General features: G+C 67.3%; 15 protein-coding genes. 6 read left to right on the top strand and 9 right to left on the bottom strand.

Translation table 11 applies throughout. From position 1 onward, the window contains the following. Nucleotides 1-10: 10 nt before the first annotated feature. Together RHOOR87_RS0115245 and RHOOR87_RS0115250 are read right to left on the bottom strand one after the other, a co-directional pair. A complete protein-coding gene (locus RHOOR87_RS0115245; protein WP_027485487.1) occupies nucleotides 11-1,675 on the bottom strand; it encodes an APC family permease in 1,665 nt (554 codons plus the stop codon). Nucleotides 1,676-1,951: 276 nt separating this feature from the next. Next, nucleotides 1,952-4,891, bottom strand: coding sequence for a DEAD/DEAH box helicase family protein (locus tag RHOOR87_RS0115250; RefSeq protein ID WP_027485488.1), 2,940 nt, complete (start codon nucleotides 4,889-4,891; stop codon nucleotides 1,952-1,954). Between the two features lie 85 nt (nucleotides 4,892-4,976). Here RHOOR87_RS0115250 and RHOOR87_RS0115255 point away from each other — a divergent pair, with 85 nt between their 5' ends. Both RHOOR87_RS0115255 and RHOOR87_RS0115260 read left to right on the top strand, forming a co-directional pair. After that, nucleotides 4,977-5,258 carry a type II toxin-antitoxin system RelE/ParE family toxin gene (locus RHOOR87_RS0115255; RefSeq protein ID WP_027485489.1) on the top strand — a complete coding sequence of 94 codons (282 nt, stop codon included), beginning with the start codon at nucleotides 4,977-4,979 and terminating at the stop codon, nucleotides 5,256-5,258. A 12-nt stretch (nucleotides 5,259-5,270) separates the two neighbouring features. Further along, entirely contained in the window at nucleotides 5,271-5,576 is a 306-nt protein-coding gene (locus RHOOR87_RS0115260; RefSeq protein WP_007510746.1) for a HigA family addiction module antitoxin, read from the top strand. A gap of 137 nt (nucleotides 5,577-5,713) precedes the next feature. Here the strand turns inward: RHOOR87_RS0115260 and RHOOR87_RS0115265 are convergent, their stop codons facing one another. Next, entirely contained in the window at nucleotides 5,714-7,783 is a 2,070-nt protein-coding gene (locus RHOOR87_RS0115265) for a site-specific DNA-methyltransferase (RefSeq protein WP_027485490.1), read from the bottom strand. Between the two features lie 92 nt (nucleotides 7,784-7,875). Between RHOOR87_RS0115265 and RHOOR87_RS0115270 the strand changes: the two genes are divergently transcribed. Further along, nucleotides 7,876-8,322: a hypothetical protein gene (locus RHOOR87_RS0115270; RefSeq protein WP_027485491.1), complete on the top strand. Its 447-nt coding sequence runs from the start codon at nucleotides 7,876-7,878 to the stop codon at nucleotides 8,320-8,322. Between the two features lie 110 nt (nucleotides 8,323-8,432). On the opposite strand, the gene RHOOR87_RS0115275 is transcribed toward RHOOR87_RS0115270, so the two are convergent. Further along, entirely contained in the window at nucleotides 8,433-9,815 is a 1,383-nt protein-coding gene (locus RHOOR87_RS0115275) for an L-serine ammonia-lyase (protein ID WP_027485492.1), read from the bottom strand. Nucleotides 9,816-9,890: 75 nt separating this feature from the next. Between RHOOR87_RS0115275 and RHOOR87_RS0115280 the strand changes: the two genes are divergently transcribed. Continuing rightward, the gene (locus tag RHOOR87_RS0115280; RefSeq protein WP_027485493.1) at nucleotides 9,891-10,121 is read left to right on the top strand and encodes a glutaredoxin family protein; all 231 of its coding nucleotides are present in this window, start codon (nucleotides 9,891-9,893) and stop codon (nucleotides 10,119-10,121) included. A gap of 119 nt (nucleotides 10,122-10,240) precedes the next feature. On the opposite strand, the gene RHOOR87_RS0115285 is transcribed toward RHOOR87_RS0115280, so the two are convergent. The 5 genes from RHOOR87_RS0115285 to RHOOR87_RS0115305 all read right to left on the bottom strand — a co-directional run bounded on the left by RHOOR87_RS0115285 (nucleotide 10,241) and on the right by RHOOR87_RS0115305 (nucleotide 14,719). Next, a complete protein-coding gene (locus tag RHOOR87_RS0115285) occupies nucleotides 10,241-11,599 on the bottom strand; it encodes a GTP-binding protein (RefSeq protein ID WP_027485494.1) in 1,359 nt (452 codons plus the stop codon). A 10-nt stretch (nucleotides 11,600-11,609) separates the two neighbouring features. Next, a complete protein-coding gene (locus RHOOR87_RS0115290; protein ID WP_027485495.1) occupies nucleotides 11,610-12,155 on the bottom strand; it encodes a YceI family protein in 546 nt (181 codons plus the stop codon). After that, entirely contained in the window at nucleotides 12,152-12,733 is a 582-nt protein-coding gene (locus RHOOR87_RS0115295; protein ID WP_027485496.1) for a cytochrome b, read from the bottom strand. The genes RHOOR87_RS0115290 and RHOOR87_RS0115295 overlap by 4 nt, the downstream gene beginning before the upstream one ends. Next, nucleotides 12,730-13,347 carry a YceI family protein gene (locus RHOOR87_RS19310; RefSeq protein WP_043795686.1) on the bottom strand — a complete coding sequence of 206 codons (618 nt, stop codon included), beginning with the start codon at nucleotides 13,345-13,347 and terminating at the stop codon, nucleotides 12,730-12,732. Before RHOOR87_RS19310 ends, RHOOR87_RS0115295 begins: the two co-directional genes overlap by 4 nt. Nucleotides 13,348-13,717: 370 nt before the next feature. Beyond that, nucleotides 13,718-14,719, bottom strand: coding sequence for a polyprenyl synthetase family protein (locus tag RHOOR87_RS0115305; protein WP_015446849.1), 1,002 nt, complete (start codon nucleotides 14,717-14,719; stop codon nucleotides 13,718-13,720). 130 nt (nucleotides 14,720-14,849) lie between these two features. Here RHOOR87_RS0115305 and RHOOR87_RS0115310 point away from each other — a divergent pair, with 130 nt between their 5' ends. Continuing rightward, the gene (locus tag RHOOR87_RS0115310) at nucleotides 14,850-16,052 is read left to right on the top strand and encodes an MFS transporter (protein ID WP_027485497.1); all 1,203 of its coding nucleotides are present in this window, start codon (nucleotides 14,850-14,852) and stop codon (nucleotides 16,050-16,052) included. Nucleotides 16,053-16,154: 102 nt separating this feature from the next. Then, on the top strand, nucleotides 16,155-17,132 hold the full coding sequence (locus tag RHOOR87_RS0115315; protein ID WP_196802031.1) for a DedA family protein/thiosulfate sulfurtransferase GlpE: 978 nt from the start codon (nucleotides 16,155-16,157) through the stop codon (nucleotides 17,130-17,132). The last annotated feature ends 61 nt before the right edge of the window (nucleotides 17,133-17,193 follow it).

The raw sequence follows: 17,193 nt of genomic DNA on the forward strand, positions 1-17,193 counted from the left end.
ATGGCCGGGCTCAGCGCCCGGTGATGCGTTCCGCGGTCGCTTCATCCGGCGGTACCAGTGGCGCGTTTGGGTCGACCTTCGCCTCCAGTTCCGCCGCTTCCACCGACGGCGTGCGCCAGCCGGACTTCACGCCCCACAGGTAGAACACCAGGCCGATCACCGCGACCACGGCCAGATCCCAGCCGTAGGACAGGTAGCCCTTGCCGCCGAAGGTGGTGCTGCCGGCCCAGGAGACCAGGGCCAGCGTGGGCAGGTAGAACACCAGCCACCAGGCACCTTTCATCTGTCGCCCGAAATCGTGCCAGCCGGACTTGGCCTGGTAGTAAAAGTAAACCGGCAGCGCGACCACCATCAGCAGGATGATTTCGCCGGTCAGCGGCCACTTGGCCCAGTACAGCAACTCGGTGGACATGATGAAGGCGATCCCGGCCAGCACCGACAGGCCGCCCAGCCGCAGCGGACGGTGCAGCCCCGGTGCGGTGCGCCGCAGCGTCATCACGCTGACCGGGCCGGTAAGGTAGGAAATGATCGTGGCGACCGAGATCACCGCCGCCAGCGAACCCCAGCCGCGGAAGAAGAACAGGAACAGGAACGACACCGCCAGGTTCACCCACATCGCCGGGCGCGGAATGCCCCACTTCGGGTGCACGCGGCCGAGGATCTTCGGCAGCGTGCCGTTGCGCTCCATGCCGTAAAGCATCCGCGCGGTGGTGGCGGTATAGGTCATGCCGGTGCCGCTGGGGCTGATCACCGCATCGATGAACAGCAGCGTGGCCAGCCACTGCAGGCCCAGGATGATCGCCAGGTCGGCGAACGGCGAGCTGAAGTTGATCCCGTGCCAGCCGACGTTGGCCAGCATTTCCCGCGGCACCGCGCCAATGAACGCCACCTGCAGCAACACGTAGACCACCGTGGCCAGCAAGATCGAGCAGACGATCGCGAACGGGATGCTCTTGCCCGGGTTGCGCGCTTCGCCGGCCAGGTTCACCGGGCTCTGGAATCCGTTGAAGCTGAACACGATCCCGGCGATCGCCACGGCCGTGAGGATCGAGGGGAAGTCGGTCTTGTGCAGTTCACCGTGGATGCCGACGCTGAAATTCTCGGCATGGAAACCGCTGGCGATCAGCAGCACCGCGGTGAGCGCGGGGATGATCAGCTTGAACAGGGTGATCGCGGTGTTCGAGCGCGCGAACAGCTTGACGCTCCAGAAGTTGAACAGGAAATACATCACCACCAGCACCGCGGCGATCAGCAGGCCGTTGGTGCTCAGCTCGCCGTGGCCGCCCGGCACCTGGTGATACAGGTCCTTCGCCCACTGCCACTTCCACGACGACATGTACTGCGCCGAGGCCTCGGCCTCCACCGAGATCACCGAGACGATCGCGATCCAGTTCGCCCATGCCGCGATGAAGCCGACCAGCGAGCCGTGCGAGTAGTGACCGTAGCGCACCATGCCGCCGGACTCGGGAAACATCGCCCCCAGTTCGGCATAGGTCAGCGCCACCGTCATGATGATCGCCGCGCCGATCACCCACGCCCAGATCGCCCCCGGGCCGGCGATCTGCGCGGCGCGCCACGCGCCGAACAACCAGCCGGAACCGATGATCGAGCCCAGGCCGGTGAGCATCAGGGCGAACGGGCCGACGTCGCGGCGGATCTGGCTGGCTTGGGACATGGAATCTCCTGCGGAGGCGTCGGAGGCGCGAAAAGAGGGTGATGGTTGCAGAATTCGCTGCTCTATGTCACCCCGCAAAGGTCATGCGGGCTATCGAGGGCTCCGGGTTTTCCCTCTGCTGCAGGCGACGCAGGAAGCCTTTGCTCCTCCCCCTGCTTGCAGGGGGAGGCTGGGAGGGGGTGGGCTTTTCGCCCTGCTGCTTCAAGATCAAGAGCGACCCCTCCCCAACCCTCCCCTGCAAGCAGGGGAGGGAGCAACTTCCCCGGGAGTGCGCCGTCAGAGGGCCAGGCCACCTTGCGACTGCGCCGTCGGCGCGGCCCGTGCACGCGAGAACGCCAGCAGCTCGCCCAGCCGGGCGCCCTTTTCCCGCCAGTCGTAAAATAGCGATTCGCCGACCAGCGCGTAGTGCCACACGCGGCCGCCGCGCTGCTCCGCGTCCAGCGCGTTGATCCGCTCGCACCAGGTGGTGGCTGCCTTCAGCTTGCGCTGCACGTTCGGGTGCCCGACCTGCTGCTGCGCCTTGGTCTCCACCAGATAGATGGCGTCATTCGTGCGCACCAGGAAATCCGGGATGTAGAACGCGGGCAGGCCGTCGTCCTTGATGTAGCGCAGCCGCGCGAAGTCGTGGCGGTTCTCGCTGATCTTGCAGAACGCCTCGATGCCGGCGTCCGCCTGCGCCCACTCGATGAAGGCGCGCTCCAACCCGCCGCTGCGGGTCGGGTACGGCAGGCGCGTGTAGATGCACTTGGACACCTCCAGCGAAGCGCTTTCGCGCACCATCAGCTTCGTCACTTCCGAAAGACGGCGATGGTGCACCTCGGTGCTGCCGCGCACGGTGTGCTCCTCGGCGCGCACCAGCGCCAGGGCGAAGATCTTCACGATGTGGTCGAGCACCGGCTGCAGCAGCAATAGCCGCCAGCCCTCGCCCTCGAACGGCTCGAAGACTTCGCCGAACAGTCGCTCGCGGATGTAGTCGTCCAGCGCCGTGGCCAGCGCCGCGGTGTTCATTTGCAGATAGGGGCGGTCCAGGTGCGGGGAAACCTTGTTGCCCTTCGGCAGCGGGTGGCTCAGCGCCTGGCTCACCCGCCGGGTCAGCCTGGAGAGCAGCTCGTTGTAGCCGCTGACGTCCATCGCCACGCCGTCGACGCGGTAGTCGCCGAACAGCGTGCTGCTCTGCAGGTCCTGCGAGGTGAAGGTGTCGCCCTTGCCCAGCAGTTCGGCCAGCTTCGCGCGGCTCATCGCGCTGAAGCTCGGCAGCGCGGCGACGTCGATCGGCAGGTGTTCGATGCTGTCGTCCGCCTCGCGCAGGATGAACGGGATGGCGAAGTCATACTGCTCGTAGCCTTCGCGCAGCTCGGCAGCTACCAGGTCGCCGATGCTGCTGCCCTCGTCGTCGTCGCCGGTGCTGCCAACCAGGCCTTCGCGCATCAGCTCGTCGTAGAAGCTCTGGAACGCCGGATGCTCGACGATGGAGAGGATGTCGATCAGCGAGCCCGGCTCCTCGCCGCGGTTGATCCGCTCGCGGTTCTCGCGCTTGATGTCGGCGTACTCCGGGTCGCGCCACATCAGGCGCAGGCCGCGGCCGATGGTCTGCTCCAGCAGGATCTGCGCCTGGCTGGAACGCAGCGGCACGATCACGCAGATGTTGTTGACGTCGAAACCCTCGCGCAGCATCAGCACGCTGACGATCACCCGCGGCTGCGCGTGCCGGTCCACGTTGAACAGGCGCTGGCGCAGCGGCGCCCAGTCCTTCTCGCCCAGTTCGGCCTTCCTGCCGGAATCGACGGTGAGCACGTCGTCGTCATGCAGCCCTTCTTCGCACAGGAACCGTGCCACCAGCGGCGACACCGTGGTGTCCTCGCACACCACCAGCATCTTCGGGTGGCGGTCGGGGTCGAGTCGGGCGAAATCCGCCTCCAGCTTGCGCAGCTTCTGCAGGCCGGCGCGCAGCATCACGCGCTGGCCCTCGGCAAGCGCCACGTTGCCGTCGGCGTCGCGTTCGGCCTTGAACTCCAGCGGCAGCGCACCCAGCTCCTTGCGCTTGTCCAGCACCAGCGACTTCACCAGGCCCAGCCGCATCGCCGCCTTCAGGTCGAAGTCCACCACGATGTGCGGGAAGTACAGCTTGGCCTTCTTCCTGCCGCTGCCGACGTCGTTGTACGGCGTGGCCGAGAAATCCATCTGCACGAAGCGGCGGCCCTTGCCCGCGGCGATGACCGACAGGCTCTTCTGCCATTCGACCTCGCTGGTCTCGCCGCCCGATTTCAATTCATGGATGTGGTGCGCCTCGTCGTTGAACACCATCAGGTCGGGCAGGTCGGCGAGATAGCTCAGCACGTTGCCACGCGCCCAGCGCCGGTCCAGCACAGCGAGGCTGTTGCCGGTGGCGCGGCCCGGGGTCAGCGGCAGCACGTCGTAGGCCACGCGGGCGGCATCGGCGACCATGCCGGGCGTGTCGACCCGTGCGGCTTCCTCCTGCTCCGCTTCCTCCTCGGCCTCGCTGAGCAGGTGCCAGTTGGTGATCGCGATCATGCCGTTGCCGGTGGCCTTCAGGCCGATCTCCTGCTTCTGGCACACGTTGCCGCGCACGAACTGCGCAATGCGCTCGCGCCGCGCCGGTGGGGTGAACAGCTCGGCGTAACTGGCGATGTCGGAAGTGGCGAAGTCGCGGCTCTTGTCCTCGTTCTCCTTGCCGAGGAAGGCATCGAGCAGCCGCTCGTATACGATCAGCCCCGGCGCCACGATCAGGAAGCGGCGGGTGAAACGCGGGTCGTCGCGCCCTTCGTCCAGCGCTGCGGTCTTGTTCAGCAGTTGCCACACCAGCAGCGCCTGCAGCACCCAGGTCTTGCCGGTACCGGTGGCCATCTTCAGGCAGTACTTCGGGTGGCCGTGCTTGTCCTGCGCCACGTCGGCGAGCCGCGTGCCTTCGAGCAGCGCGTCGGCGCACACCTGCTGGTACAGGTCCTTCAGGTTCGGACTGGCCAGCACTTCGTGCGCCACGATCACGTTGAGGATCGCCTGCTTCTGGCCGGGGTGGAAATTGAACGTGCGCGACTGGCACGCGTCCTCCCCGAACCACCAGCGCAGCAGCTCGGCGGTCACCGGCGTCACCAGCTCGTAGAGGTCGGCGATGCCTTGTTCCAGGCCGAGGCACAGTTGCTCGGTGCGGCGGGTGAGCGCGGCCGCCAGCGCCAGCGGTTGAATCGGGTCAGCCATGATCTGGCTCCTTGTGCTTGCGAGCCATAAACATTTTGTTTATGGTTGGTGAGCAAATATCGACCGTGCCGACAGGAGTCACCGGGTGATAAGGAGCTTCGCTGACAAGGAAACCGCGCGACTGTCCGCGACCGGAACAAGCCGGCGGTTTCCGCCGGACATCGTGCGGCGGGCGCTGAGTCGTCTGAAATATTTGCATCTCGCCACCTGCCCCGAAGATCTGCGCGAGCCGTTTTCCAATCGTCTGGAAATGTTGAGCGGCAATCGCGCAGGTCAATGGAGTATCCGCATCAACGATCAGTGGCGGCTGTGCTTCCGTTTCGAGGGCGGCGATGCCTTCGACGTCGAGATCGTCGACTACCATTGAGGAATCAGAACCATGTCCATCCCCGCCACCACGAACGGCCTGCCGCCCATTCATCCGGGGGAACTCCTGGAAGAAATCCTGTCCGACCACGGCATGAGCCAGGCGGCATTTGCCCGGGCGATCGGCGTTTCGCCGATGCGTATTTCGCATGTCATCCGCGAGGAGCGCCCCGTCACGGCCGAACTTGCCCTGCGCTTTGGCCGCGCCTTCGGCCAGAGCCCGCAGTTCTGGATGAACATGCAGACCGACTACGACCTCAAGATCGCCGAGCGTGAACTGAAGGCGAGTTTGCGGAAAGTTCTGCCATTGGCGGCCTGAGTGCTTTTTGCCGTCATTCCCGCGGCTCTCAACAGCCGAATGGCTGGTCAAGCGGGAATCCAGTGACACCCAGCGGCCCAAGACGCTGGATTCCCGCCTTCGCGGGAATGACGAGGATTGGGGCGTCCCGCGGGTAATCACTTCCCACCCTCCGTCACCACCTGCACCACTTCGGCCTCGAAGCCGAACACGTCGACCACGCGCACGCAGACGCGCCGTTCTCCCTTCTTGTGCGGCACGCTGAAGCTCGCGGCGGTCACCACACGCAGCGGGTCGTCGTCGTTGGCGGTGTTGCCGCGATAGTCCTGCCACACCGAACGGAACACCGCGCCGTCGTAGTCCGGGTCCACCGCCCAGTACTCGATCAGCGCCAACGGTTCGGCGTTGGCCACCTTGAGCAGCTTCTTCCGGTTGTCCTCGTCCAGGTTGATCGCCTCGGGCGAGAGCAGCACGTAGTTGTCCAGCGTGACCTGCAACTGCTCCTCGTCGCCACTGCGCTGGCGGCGCACCGGTTTGATGGTGAGGTACTGCAGGCTGGAGAAACGCACCTGGCCGCGCAGCTTCTCGATGCCGCCCTTCTTGCGCAGGCGGTCGAGCAGGTCGGGCGGGATCACCAGCACTTCCAGCCGCGGGTCGTTCAGCGCGGTGATGCTCTGCCCGATCGACGGCTCGAAATTCCAGCCCAGCACCACCACCCGGTCCCAGCCGCCGAGCAGGTGCTCGCGCTGGGCGATCGCCTTGCGCAAGGTGGCGTCGCCGGTGAGCTTGTTCGGCGAATCCACCAGCACCAGGGTCTTCTTGCCGCCGTAGACCACCGCGCCGAGATTGCGCAGCGGGTTGTCCTCCGGCTGCAGCGGCAGCGCGCCGTACAGCGACAGCACGATCCCCGACAGGTCGCCCACGCGGAAGCTGCGCCCCAGCGAACTCTTCGCCGCCTCGACCTGGTAGTCGCCGATCGCCTGGTACAGGAACGGCTTGGCGCCCTGGTCGATCAGCCGCTTGCGCATGATCATGCAGGCGGGCTTGCCGAGGTCCGTGGTGATCCAGCGGCGGCCAAGCTTTTCGGCGACGGCGGCGCTGGTGCCGGAGCCGCCGTTGAAGTCGGCAACCAGTCCATCTTCTGGGCATGAGCTGCGAATGATTCGTTCCAACAGAGCCTCTGGCTTCTGTGTCGCGTAGTTCAGTCTTTCCGCACCGGACTTCGTCATCTTTATATCGGTCCATACTGACTGGACGGGCCTTCCGGGGCTTTCGTCGAGATACTGCTTGACGTAAGGCATACCAGTTTTGGAAAAGACAATTTTTCCCCTGCTGATCAGTTCATCAATAGTTTCCTGGCTGTATCGCCAATGGGTGCCCTGTGGCGGAGTTCTTGGCTCTCCGTTGAAGAAGCGGGCAGGCCCAGGTCCGGCCGCAGTTGCGGTGTTGAGCCAATAGCGCCGGCCTGTTTCTTCTTCTGCATTTCTGAAACGCTCTTGTATGTATTCGTCGTCGTATGGGGTATGCGTTTGAAAGAATGGGCGAGAGTTGGTCTTGCCGTAAAAAAATATAATGTCGTGGACGTTGCCAAATCTGTTGGAGTCGTTATGAGCGCCGGTGCGTTGCCATACGATTTCGTTGGCAAAAAAATCTTTGCCAAAAATTTCGTCCATCACGACCTTGACGTAATGCCCTACATGCCAATCCAGATGTGCATACATCGAGCCGGTGTCGGCGAGTAGCTCCCGCATCAGGATCAGCCGCGGTGTGATCATCGCCAGATACGACGCCGTGCCGTCCGACCAGGTATCGGAATACGCGAACTGCTCGATCACCGTCGGCTTCTGCTCCAGCTCGACGCCAGGCAGCGACACCTTGGTGCGGTAGTCGGCCTTGGAGTCGAACGGCGGGTCGATGTAGATCAGGTCGACCTTGCCGCGCAGGCTGGGCGTGTGTTCGTCGCCGGCCAGCAGGGCGGCCATTGCCAGCAGGTTGTCGCCGTAGATCAGCCGGTTGGTCCAGTCGGCCGTGCCTTCGTCGCCCAGGTGCGCCTGCCGGTTCGCCGCGGTGATCCAGTCGCTGTCGCGTGTGTCCTTCGACGGCAGCACCCACTCGCGCGTCTGCAGGCTGACCCGGTGGCGTCCTTCCAGGCTCTCCAGGATCTTCTCGGCCTGCTTGCGGCCTTCCCTGACGATCTCCGGCAGCTGTTCCAGCAGTGAATTGGTCACGCGGCCGTTCCCCATGCATTAACTACAAACGTTAATCATAGTGAACTCTATACGTGAACCGGTAGGCTGGACGGCAGCTAAGTTGCCATGGGATGAGCAACGAACGCGCCGAATTCTCGAAACGCCTGGCTGCCGCGATGCTCGCGCAGGGCCATGAGCCGCGCCCAGGGGTGCTGGTCACACAGTTCAACTTGCGCTTTCCGGGCACCTCGGTGGTGTTCCAGACGGCTTCGCGCTGGTTGAACGGCAAGGGGATTCCCGAGCAGGACAAGCTGGTCGTGCTGGCCGACTGGCTGAAGGAAAGCCCGGATTTCCTGCGGTTCGGCGATCGGGCCGTGCACGGAAAGCGTGGCGCCAGACAGGTCAAGGAAGAGGCGCCGACCTACGACGACCAGAAGGTCTTCGATATCTACCGGGCACTGCCGGCTGCGCAGCAGAAGGTCGTGTGCGACGTGATCCTTGCCTTGGCGGCACCGCCTTCGAGACGGTCGATCTCAATCAAGCGCCGCGCTGGCGCGAAAGCGGATAGCCGCCGATAGCCGAGTGGCCTCAAGTCGTGTAGGGCGGACACTGTCCGCCGCTCTGGATTCACAAAGCAAGAGCCGGCGGGCCGTGCCCGTCCTACGAAGCGTCGCTCACCGGCAGGGCTTCAGCACTCGATGACGTTGACCGCCAGCCCGCCGCGGCTGGTTTCCTTGTACTTGTCCTTCATGTCGCGGCCGGTGTCGCGCATGGTCTTGATCACCTTGTCGAGGCTGACGCGGTGCTTGCCGTCGCTCTTCAATGCCATGCGGCTGGCGTTGATGGCTTTCACCGAGCCCATCGCGTTGCGTTCGATGCAGGGGATCTGCACCAGCCCGCCGATCGGGTCGCAGGTGAGGCCGAGGTTGTGCTCCATGCCGATCTCGGCGGCGTTCTCGACCTGCATCACGTTGCCGCCGAGCGCGGCGGTGAGGCCGCCGGCGGCCATCGAGCAGGCCACCCCGACTTCGCCCTGGCAGCCGACTTCGGCACCGGAGATCGAGGCGTTTTCCTTGTACAGGATGCCGATCGCGGCGGCGGTGAGCAGGTAGTCGATGATGCCGTTCTCGTCCGCCTTCGGGCAGAAGCGCAGGTAGTAGTGGCCGACCGCGGGCACGATGCCGGCGGCGCCGTTGGTGGGCGCGGTGACCACGCGGCCGCCGGCGGCGTTCTCCTCGTTGACGGCCAGCGCGTACAGGTTGACCCAGTCCAGGATGGTCAGCGGGTCCTTCAGCGCGGCCTCGGGCTGGTTGCGCAGTTCCTCGGCCATCGCCGGCGCGCGCCGCGCCACGTGCAGGCCACCAGGCAGGGTGCCGGGCGAGCGCAGGCCGCGGGTGACGCAATCCTGCATGGCCTGCCAGATGGTCAGCAGGCCGGCGCGGGTTTCCGCCTCGGAGCGCCACACGCTCTCGTTCGCCATCATCAGCTGGGCGATGGTCAGGCCGTGCTGCTTGCACAGCGCCAGCATCTCGTCGCCGCTGCTGAACGGGTAGGGCTGCGCGGTGGTGTCGGCGACGATGCGGTCTTCCGCCGCCTCGTCGGTGTTGACCACGAAGCCGCCGCCGACCGAGTAGTAGTCGCGGCTGGCCAGCTCGCTGCCGTCGGCGTCGTACGCGGAAAAACGCATGCCGTTGGTGTGGAACGGCAGCTTCTGGCGCTTGTTGAAGACCAGGTCGGCCTTCTCGTCGAACGCGATCTCGCGCTTGCCGAGCAGGCGGATGCGGCCCGTGCCGCGGATGCGCTCGAGCGTGGCGGGGATCGCGTCGGGATCGACCGTGTCCGGGTGCTGGCCCTCGAAGCCCAGCAGCACCGCCTTGTCGGTACCGTGGCCGCGGCCGGTCATCGCCAGCGAGCCGTACAGTTCGGCGCGCACGCGCACGACGCGGTCGAGCACGCCCTTCTCCTCCAGCCAGTGTTCGGCGAAGCGCGCGGCGGCGCGCATCGGCCCCACCGTGTGCGAGGAGGACGGCCCGATGCCGATCTTGAACAGGTCGAATACGCTGACGGCCATGATGTGCTGCGAATGGGGAAGGGAAGCCGCTATTCTACGCGGGCCCCTTTCATTTGGCAGTCCGTTCGCCACCGCATGTCCGACCTGATCCTGTACCAGCGCGACTACTGCCATCTGTGCGACCTCGCCCTGGCCGTGATGGCCGAGGCACGCGCGCCCGATTTCGACAGCTTGTGGGTGGACGATGCGCAGGAACTGGAACAGCGCTACGGCACGCGCGTGCCGGTGCTGCGCGACACGCGCGATGGCCGCGAGCTGGATTGGCCGTTCGATGCCGCAGCGGTGCGCGCATTCCTCGCGAGGTGAGCTCCCTCCCCTGCGCAGCAGGGGAGGGCCGGGGTGGGGTTCGCTCTTGATCTTGATTGAAGGTCAAAAGCCTTACCCCCTCCTAGCCTCCCCCTGCGAGCAGGGGGAGGGACATGGAGCTATGCGCGGCGCGACTTCAACCGCCTGAGGATTTCCTCGCGCGCCTCGCGCAGGATCGAGTCGCGGTCGAGACTGGCCACGATGTTGGCGACGGCGCGCCTGGCACCGGCGTCGCCCCAGGATTTGCCGCCGACCAGGTAGCGTTCGGCGGCGCGGCCGATCAGCACGGTGGCGTACCAGCCGAGCGCACCCTGCGCCGCGGCGGTGAGCACGACCGAGAGGCCGGCGCTGACGCCTTTCAGTGCCGAGGCGACCAGTTGCATGCCCCAGATCGCGCCCATCAGCGCGGCCAGCTGCGCCGAGATCACCGCGACCAGCCGACCGGATTCGGCGCGGGTCAGCGGCAGGCCGTAGACGCGCGACAGCTGCACCACCATCGCTGCGTCCAGCCCCGCGGCGGCGAGCAGGTCGGCGACCGGGATCGGGTTCAGCGCCACCGCCACGCCCTTGGCGATGCAGTAGTTGTGGATCAGCTTCGCCGCCACGCTCTTGCGGGTTTCGGCGATGCGCGCGCTGACCTGGTCGGTGAGCCGGCCGGCATGGAGGCCGGCATTGATCGCCGACAGCGTCTTGCCTTCGCGTTGCGCGATCGCCAGCAGGCGTTCGCGCAGGGCGGCGACGTCGGGCGCGCGCGCTTGTTCGCGCACGTGTTCGTGGCCGCGCGCATCGACCTCGACCAGCCGTTGCGGCGCGGGCCGCGCGGCCACCGCCAGCACGTCTTCCGCGCGCACCAGCCCGGCCACGCGCTGGCGCAGGTGCGCCAGCAGGTCGGCCAGCTCGTCGGCGCCGTAGCGGTCGGCCTTGTTCAGCGCCAGCAGCAGCGGGCGCTGGGTGGCGGCGAGCGTCTTCAATGCGTCGAGTTCCTCGCGGGTGAGGTCGCCGTCGCCGACGAACACCACCAGGTCACTGACCTCGGCGACGTCGAACGCCAGCTTCTCGCGTGCCTCGCCGTCGAGCTCGTTGATACCGGGCGTGTCGATCAGCACCAGGCCGTCGTGCTGCGCCTCGTCGAGCACCGCGTGGTCGGCGCCGGTGGTGGTGCCGTGCAGGACGCCCACCGTGAATGCGTCGCGGCCGAGCAGGGCATTGCCCAGCGCCGACTTGCCGGTGGAGACGCGGCCGAACACGGCCACGTGCAGCTCGCCGCGCTCGAGCCGGTCCAGCATGGCCTCGATGCGCGCGAACTCGCCGGCCAGCTCGCTGCGCACCGCGGCCGGGATGGTCGGGTCGTCCAGTAGCGCGCGCAGGCTGTCGGCCACCCGGGTCGAGCCGCTGGGCTCATCTCGCGGCGGCGTGGCCATGCGGCGGTCGGGAACGACCCAGCCGCGCAGGCGTTGCCACAGCGTTTCGCGCGCCATCGCGGCGGCGTTACTTCGGTGCCAGCTGCAGGTGCGCAGTGACCTTCACCTCGCCGCCGATCACCGAGGTGTCGGCGTAGTCGCCGGTGCCCACGCCGAAGTCCAGCCGTTTCACCGTGCCGGCCACGTCCAGCGTGGCGCCGGCGGCCTGCGACTTGAACGTCACCTCGAGGCTCACCGGCTTGGTCACGCCGCGCAAGGTGAGCGTGCCGTCGGCGATCACCTTGCCGCCGCTGCGGCGGAAGCCGGTGGTGACGAAGTGCGCCTTGGGGAATTTCGCCACGTCGAAGAAATCCGCGCCGGGCAGCGCGCCGTCGCGGTCGCGGTCGCCGGTCTTCACGCTGGCCAAGTCCACTTCCACGTCGAACTTCGAGGTGGCGAGATTGGCCGCGTCGTAGCTGATCGCGGCGGTCCAGCGGTCGAAGCGGCCGTCGAACGATTCGCCCTGGAAGGTGTTGCTGAAGCCGAGCGTGCTGGATGCCGGCTGCACGGTGTAATCGGTGGCCGCGGCGAGGCCGGGCAGGGCGAGCGCCAGCAGCATGGCGAGACGTTTCATGAGGGATCTCCTTCGGAAGGGCCGCGTTCGCGCAGGCGGCCGAACGGCAGCATCCGGCGCAGCACGTTGTCGTGGTCGAACACATGGTGCCTCAGCGCGCCGCCGACGTGCGCCACCAGCACCAGGAGGAGGAACCAGAACAGGTACTCGTGCACGCCGTGCGCGAGATGGCGCAGCTCGTCGTTCTTCCCGACCAGCGCGGGCAGGTTGAACAGCTTGAACCACTGCAGCGGCTTGCCGGTAACCGAGTTGAACCACCAGCCGCTGAGCGGCAGCAGCACGATCAGCACGTACAGCACGCCGTGCGCGGCACGCGCCGCGAGTTGCTGCCAGCGCGGCATGGGCGCCTCGGGCGGGCGGCGGTCGGCCCAGCGCCACGCGATGCGCAGCAGTGCCAGCGCCAGCACGGTCAGGCCGATCGACTTGTGCAGGGCCAGCCAGTTGATCTTCTGCATCGGCGAGCGAGCCAGGTCCATCAGCAGGCCGAACAGGCCGTTGCCGAGGATGCCCAGCGCGATGATCCAGTGGAAGAACTTGGCGACCGAACCCCACTGGCGGTCGTTGCTGCGCAGGCTCATGGCGTTTCCTTGCGTGGTGGAACGGCGTGGTCGTCGCGGATCGCTTCCAGCTCCAGCCACACGCTGACGCTGGCGCCGATCGAGTTAGGGTTGGCGGTGATGCCGAAGTCGTTGCGATCCAGGCTGGCAGTGGCCGAGAAGCCGGCTACTTCGTGCAGCTCGTAGATGGTCTTGGCGGCGCGGTTGAAGGTGAACGCCAGGTCCAGCGGACGGCTGACGCCGTGCAGGGTCAGTTGCCCGTGCAGCACGCCATGCCGGTCGTCCCTGCGCTCCACGCCGGTGCTGCGGAAGTGCGCGTAACGATGGCTCGCGCAGTCGAGCAGGACCGATTTGCACACGGCCTGGTTCCAGTCGGCGTCGCCCATGTCCAGGCTGGCCAGGTCGACGTCCAGCTCGGTGGCCGCCGTGCTCCAGTCGTCCGGGTCGAAACGCAGCCAGCCGCGCGCGATGTGCAGCCGTCCGAACGGCCGCGAGTAGCCGTTGTGGCTGATGCTGAAGACGACCTGGCTGTGCACCGTGTCGTAGCGCCAGCCGGTTTCGCCGGCATGCGCCGCCAGCGGCAACAGGATCGCCGCAAGACACCACAGCCAGCGAATTGGGCGCAGTCGCAACATGCGGTGAAGTCTGGCCGATCGGCGGCGTGGCTGCCAGCGCTGGCGGCTGAACAATGGGTTGCCGTGGGGGATCCAATGGGGAACAGTCGGTGGATGCACGCCTCGGCCTCTGCTCTCCTTTTGAGCACGGGGCTTCAGCTCGCCGGGTACCTCTGAAGGGGCGCACCTTGTGCGCGATGCTGTTGCTCTTGGCGCATTCGAAGCGAATGGCATCGGAGGCAAGAGCTTTCGCCCTCCTTCGGAGGGCGAAAGCTCTTGCTCCTGCGCACCACAACCGAAGGAACCCTGCGACAGGGTGCGCTCCTGCAAGCGTATTGAAGGTGGAAACTCCCCGCTTCAGAAGAGCCCCGCGGCCAAGTTCCGGCAACCGTCAGAACGTGCGCTGCACCGAATACTCGGCCAGGGTCGCCAGGGCATCGCGGTGGGCCGAGGGTGGCAGGGCGGTGAGCGCTTCGCTGGCGGCGCGGGCGTGCCGCAGGGCGCGGTCGCGGGTGCGTTCCAGCGCGCCGGAGTCGCGGATCGCGGCGACGATGCGGTCCAGCGAGTCCAGCCCGCCGTGTTCGATCGCGTGGCGCAGCGACTGCGCCTGTTCCGGGCTGGCCTTCTCCAGCGCGTAGATCAGCGGCAGGGTGGGCTTGCCTTCGGCGAGGTCGTCGCCGATGTTCTTGCCGAGCGTGCCGGCGTCGCTGGTGTAGTCGAGCAGGTCGTCGGCGATCTGGAACGCGTAGCCCAGCTGCATGCCGTACTCGCGCAGCGCGGCCACCCGGCTGGCGGGCAGGCCGCCGAGCAGGCCGCCCAGTTCGGTGGCGGCGGCGAACAGCACCGCGGTCTTGCGTTCGATCACCGCCAGATACGCCGCCTCGCCGACGTCGGCGTTGCCGATGTTGAGCAGCTGCAGCACCTCGCCCTCGGCGATGGTGTTGGTGGTGTCGGCCAGGATGCGCATGATGCGCATGTCGTCCAGTTCCACCATCAGCTGGAACGAGCGCGAGTAGAGGAAGTCGCCGACCAGCACGCTGGCGGCGTTGCCCCACAGCGCGTTGGCGGTCTTGCGGCCGCGGCGCAGGTCGGATTCGTCGACCACGTCGTCGTGCAGCAACGTCGAGGTGTGGATGAACTCGATGATCGCGGCCAGCTTGACGTGATGTTCGCCGCGGTAGCCGGCGGCACCGGCGGCCAGCACGTGCAGCATCGGGCGCAACCGCTTGCCGCCGCCGGCGATGATGTGGTCGGCGATCTGGTTGATCAGTACCACGTCGGAGGACAGCCGCCGGCGGATCAGCGCGTCGACGCGCTGCATGTCGGCGGCGGCAAGTTCGCGTACCTGGGCGAAGTCGGCGGGGCGGGTGGCGTCGGCAGGCATCGAGTTCATGGGTGCATCGCAGCGGCGTAGGGCGTGATTATAGGGGCTGCAGGAATTTGCGCCGCGACATGTCACCACAGTCGTTGCAGGTGGCGCCCTCTATAATGCCGGGCATGTCTTTGGCGATGTGCACCCCCCAGTGAGCAAACTCTCCAGCCTCGAACGGCGCAGCGCGTTGACGCTGGCCTGCGTGATCAGCCTGCGCCTGTTCGGGCTGTTCCTGATCATGCCGGTGTTTTCGCTGTACGCGAAGGCGATGCCCGACGCCACCGGATTCATGATCGGACTGGCGCTGGGTGTCTACGGCATCGGCCAGGTGCTGCTGCAGATTCCGCTGGGGCTGCTGTCGGACCGGATCGGGCGCAAGCCGGCGATCACGCTGGGGCTGATCCTGTTCGCCATCGGCGGGTTGATCGCGGCGATGTCGCACACGCTGGCCGGCATCGCGGTCGGCCGGGCGGTGCAGGGCATGGGCGCGGTGGCCGGCGCCGGCATCGCGCTGGCGGCGGACCTGACCGCGGAGGAAAACCGCGGCAAGGCGATGGGCATCATCGGCGTGTCGATCGGGCTGGCGTTCCTGTTGGCGCTGATCCTGGGGCCGCCGCTGGAGGCCGTCGCCGGGCTGCCCGGGCTGTTCGCCGCCACCTCGATCCTGGCGCTGGCCTCGCTGGCGCTGCTGTGGCTGATCGTGCCCACGCCGACGCGTGCACGCGCGCCGGCCGCGGCGGGCGTCGCCGCCGTGCTGGCGATGCTGCGCGACGGTCGCATGCTGGTGCTGAACGGCTCCGTGTTTTTCCTGCATGCGCTGCTCACCGCCAGCTTCGTCGGTCTGCCGCTGCTGCTGGCGAACACCCTGCAGCTGCCGGTGAACCGGCACTGGGAGCTGTACCTGCCGGTGATGACGGTGGCCGCGTTCGTGATGGGCGCGAGCCTGCACCACATGCGCGAGGTCGCGCAGAGCCTGCGTATCGTGATGGTGTGCGTGGTGGCGATCGGGCTGGCGCTGCTCGGCTTCGCGCTGTCCGGCAGCCACTTGGTGGCGTTCGGCGTGGCCGCGGCGGTGTTCTTTTCCGCCTTCAACCTGCTGGAAGCGGCGCTGCCCAGCCTGGTCTCGCGGCTGGCGCCGGAGCATCTGCGCGGCGCGGCGATGGGCGCCTATTCGACCAGCCAGTTCATCGGCGCGTTCGTCGGCGGCGCGCTTGGCGGCATCGCGCTGGGCCGGCTCGGGCCGGACGGCGTGTTCGCCAGCGCCGCGGCGCTGACCTTGCTGTGGCTGCCGCTGGTGGTGGCCGGGGCGCGCCGGATCGATCGCGCCGCCGCGGTGGCGGGCGTCGCCGCGTAAGCCGGTACGGCGGCGGTTTGCAAAGGCCGCCGGGCGGCCCAATCATGAGCCTCGGCGGCGTGGCCGCGGCCTGCATCGGGTACCGCTTTGATGGCTCATGAAATGCTCGCGCTGATCGCGCACTACGGCGTGCTGCTGGTGTTCCTCAACGTGCTGGTGACCCAGCTGGGCGCGCCGGTGCCGGCGGTGCCGACGCTGGTGGTGGCCGGTTCATGGGCGGCGGTCGGCGGGCCGTGGGTGCTGGCCGGCACGATGGCGGTGGTGGTGGCCGGTTGCCTGCTCGGGGATTCGGCCTGGTACGCCGCCGGCCGGCGCTACGGCGCCGGCGTGATGCGCCTGTTGTGCCGCGTCTCGCTGTCGCCCGACTCGTGCGTGCAACGCTCCGAGCTGCGTTTCCAGCGCTGGCGTGGGCAGGTGCTGCTGGTTGCCAAGTTCGTGCCGGGGTTGTCGACCGTGGGCTCCTCGCTGGTCGGCGCCATGGGGCTGCGCTGGCCGCTGTTCGTGCTGTTCGACGGGTTGGGCTCGCTGCTGTGGGCCGCGCTGTGGACCGGGTCGGGTTATGCCTTCGCCGCGCAGGTCGACAAGCTGCTGTCCGCCGTGGCCAGCGCCGGAGCGCTGGCGATCCAGCTGCTGCTGGTGCTGCTGGCGCTGTACGTGCTGGCGCGCTGGTGGCAGCGGCACCGCCTGCTGCGCACGCTGCGGATGGCGCGCATCACGGTCGAGGAACTGCACCGGGCGATGGCCGCCGAACGTGCCCCGGTGGTGGTCGACGTGCGCCCGCAAGCCTCGCGCCAGCTTGATACGCGCGTCGTTCCCGGCGCACTGCTGGTCGATGCGCAAGGCATCGACCGCACCGTGCACGACATCCCGTTCGACCGCGAACTGGTGCTCTACTGCAACTGCCCGAACGAAGTGTCCGCGGCCAGGGTGGCCAAGATCCTGATGGCGCAAGGTTACCGCCGGGTGCGCCCGTTGCTGGGCGGGCTGGAGGCGTGGGATGCGGCCGGTTATGGGGTCGACCATCTGCCGACCGCCGGCGATTCGGGCGACTCGCCGGCGGCGGGTGCGACGCTGGCCTGAAGCGTCGCCCGGTACGCACGACGGCCCGGGCAGGCACCCACGCCGGCGTCAGCTTCCGGCT

This window comes from Rhodanobacter sp. OR87 (genome assembly GCF_000473345.1).
In the GTDB taxonomy this organism is placed as follows: Bacteria; Pseudomonadota; Gammaproteobacteria; order Xanthomonadales; family Rhodanobacteraceae; genus Rhodanobacter; species Rhodanobacter denitrificans.

What these genes read in the sequence shown, in the direction of transcription:
- RHOOR87_RS0115245 (WP_027485487.1), bottom strand. Translation starts at nt 1,675, where the DNA reads ATGTCCCAAGCCAGCCAGATCCGCCGCGACGTCGGCCCGTTCGCCCTG.
- RHOOR87_RS0115250 (WP_027485488.1), bottom strand. Translation starts at nt 4,891, where the DNA reads ATGGCTGACCCGATTCAACCGCTGGCGCTGGCGGCCGCGCTCACCCGC.
- RHOOR87_RS0115260 (WP_007510746.1), top strand. Translation starts at nt 5,271, where the DNA reads ATGTCCATCCCCGCCACCACGAACGGCCTGCCGCCCATTCATCCGGGG.
- RHOOR87_RS0115270 (WP_027485491.1), top strand. Translation starts at nt 7,876, where the DNA reads ATGAGCAACGAACGCGCCGAATTCTCGAAACGCCTGGCTGCCGCGATG.
- RHOOR87_RS0115275 (WP_027485492.1), bottom strand. Translation starts at nt 9,815, where the DNA reads ATGGCCGTCAGCGTATTCGACCTGTTCAAGATCGGCATCGGGCCGTCC.
- RHOOR87_RS0115280 (WP_027485493.1), top strand. Translation starts at nt 9,891, where the DNA reads ATGTCCGACCTGATCCTGTACCAGCGCGACTACTGCCATCTGTGCGAC.
- RHOOR87_RS0115285 (WP_027485494.1), bottom strand. Translation starts at nt 11,599, where the DNA reads ATGGCGCGCGAAACGCTGTGGCAACGCCTGCGCGGCTGGGTCGTTCCC.
- RHOOR87_RS0115290 (WP_027485495.1), bottom strand. Translation starts at nt 12,155, where the DNA reads ATGAAACGTCTCGCCATGCTGCTGGCGCTCGCCCTGCCCGGCCTCGCC.
- RHOOR87_RS0115295 (WP_027485496.1), bottom strand. Translation starts at nt 12,733, where the DNA reads ATGAGCCTGCGCAGCAACGACCGCCAGTGGGGTTCGGTCGCCAAGTTC.
- RHOOR87_RS19310 (WP_043795686.1), bottom strand. Translation starts at nt 13,347, where the DNA reads ATGTTGCGACTGCGCCCAATTCGCTGGCTGTGGTGTCTTGCGGCGATC.
- RHOOR87_RS0115305 (WP_015446849.1), bottom strand. Translation starts at nt 14,719, where the DNA reads ATGAACTCGATGCCTGCCGACGCCACCCGCCCCGCCGACTTCGCCCAG.
- RHOOR87_RS0115315 (WP_196802031.1), top strand. Translation starts at nt 16,155, where the DNA reads ATGCTCGCGCTGATCGCGCACTACGGCGTGCTGCTGGTGTTCCTCAAC.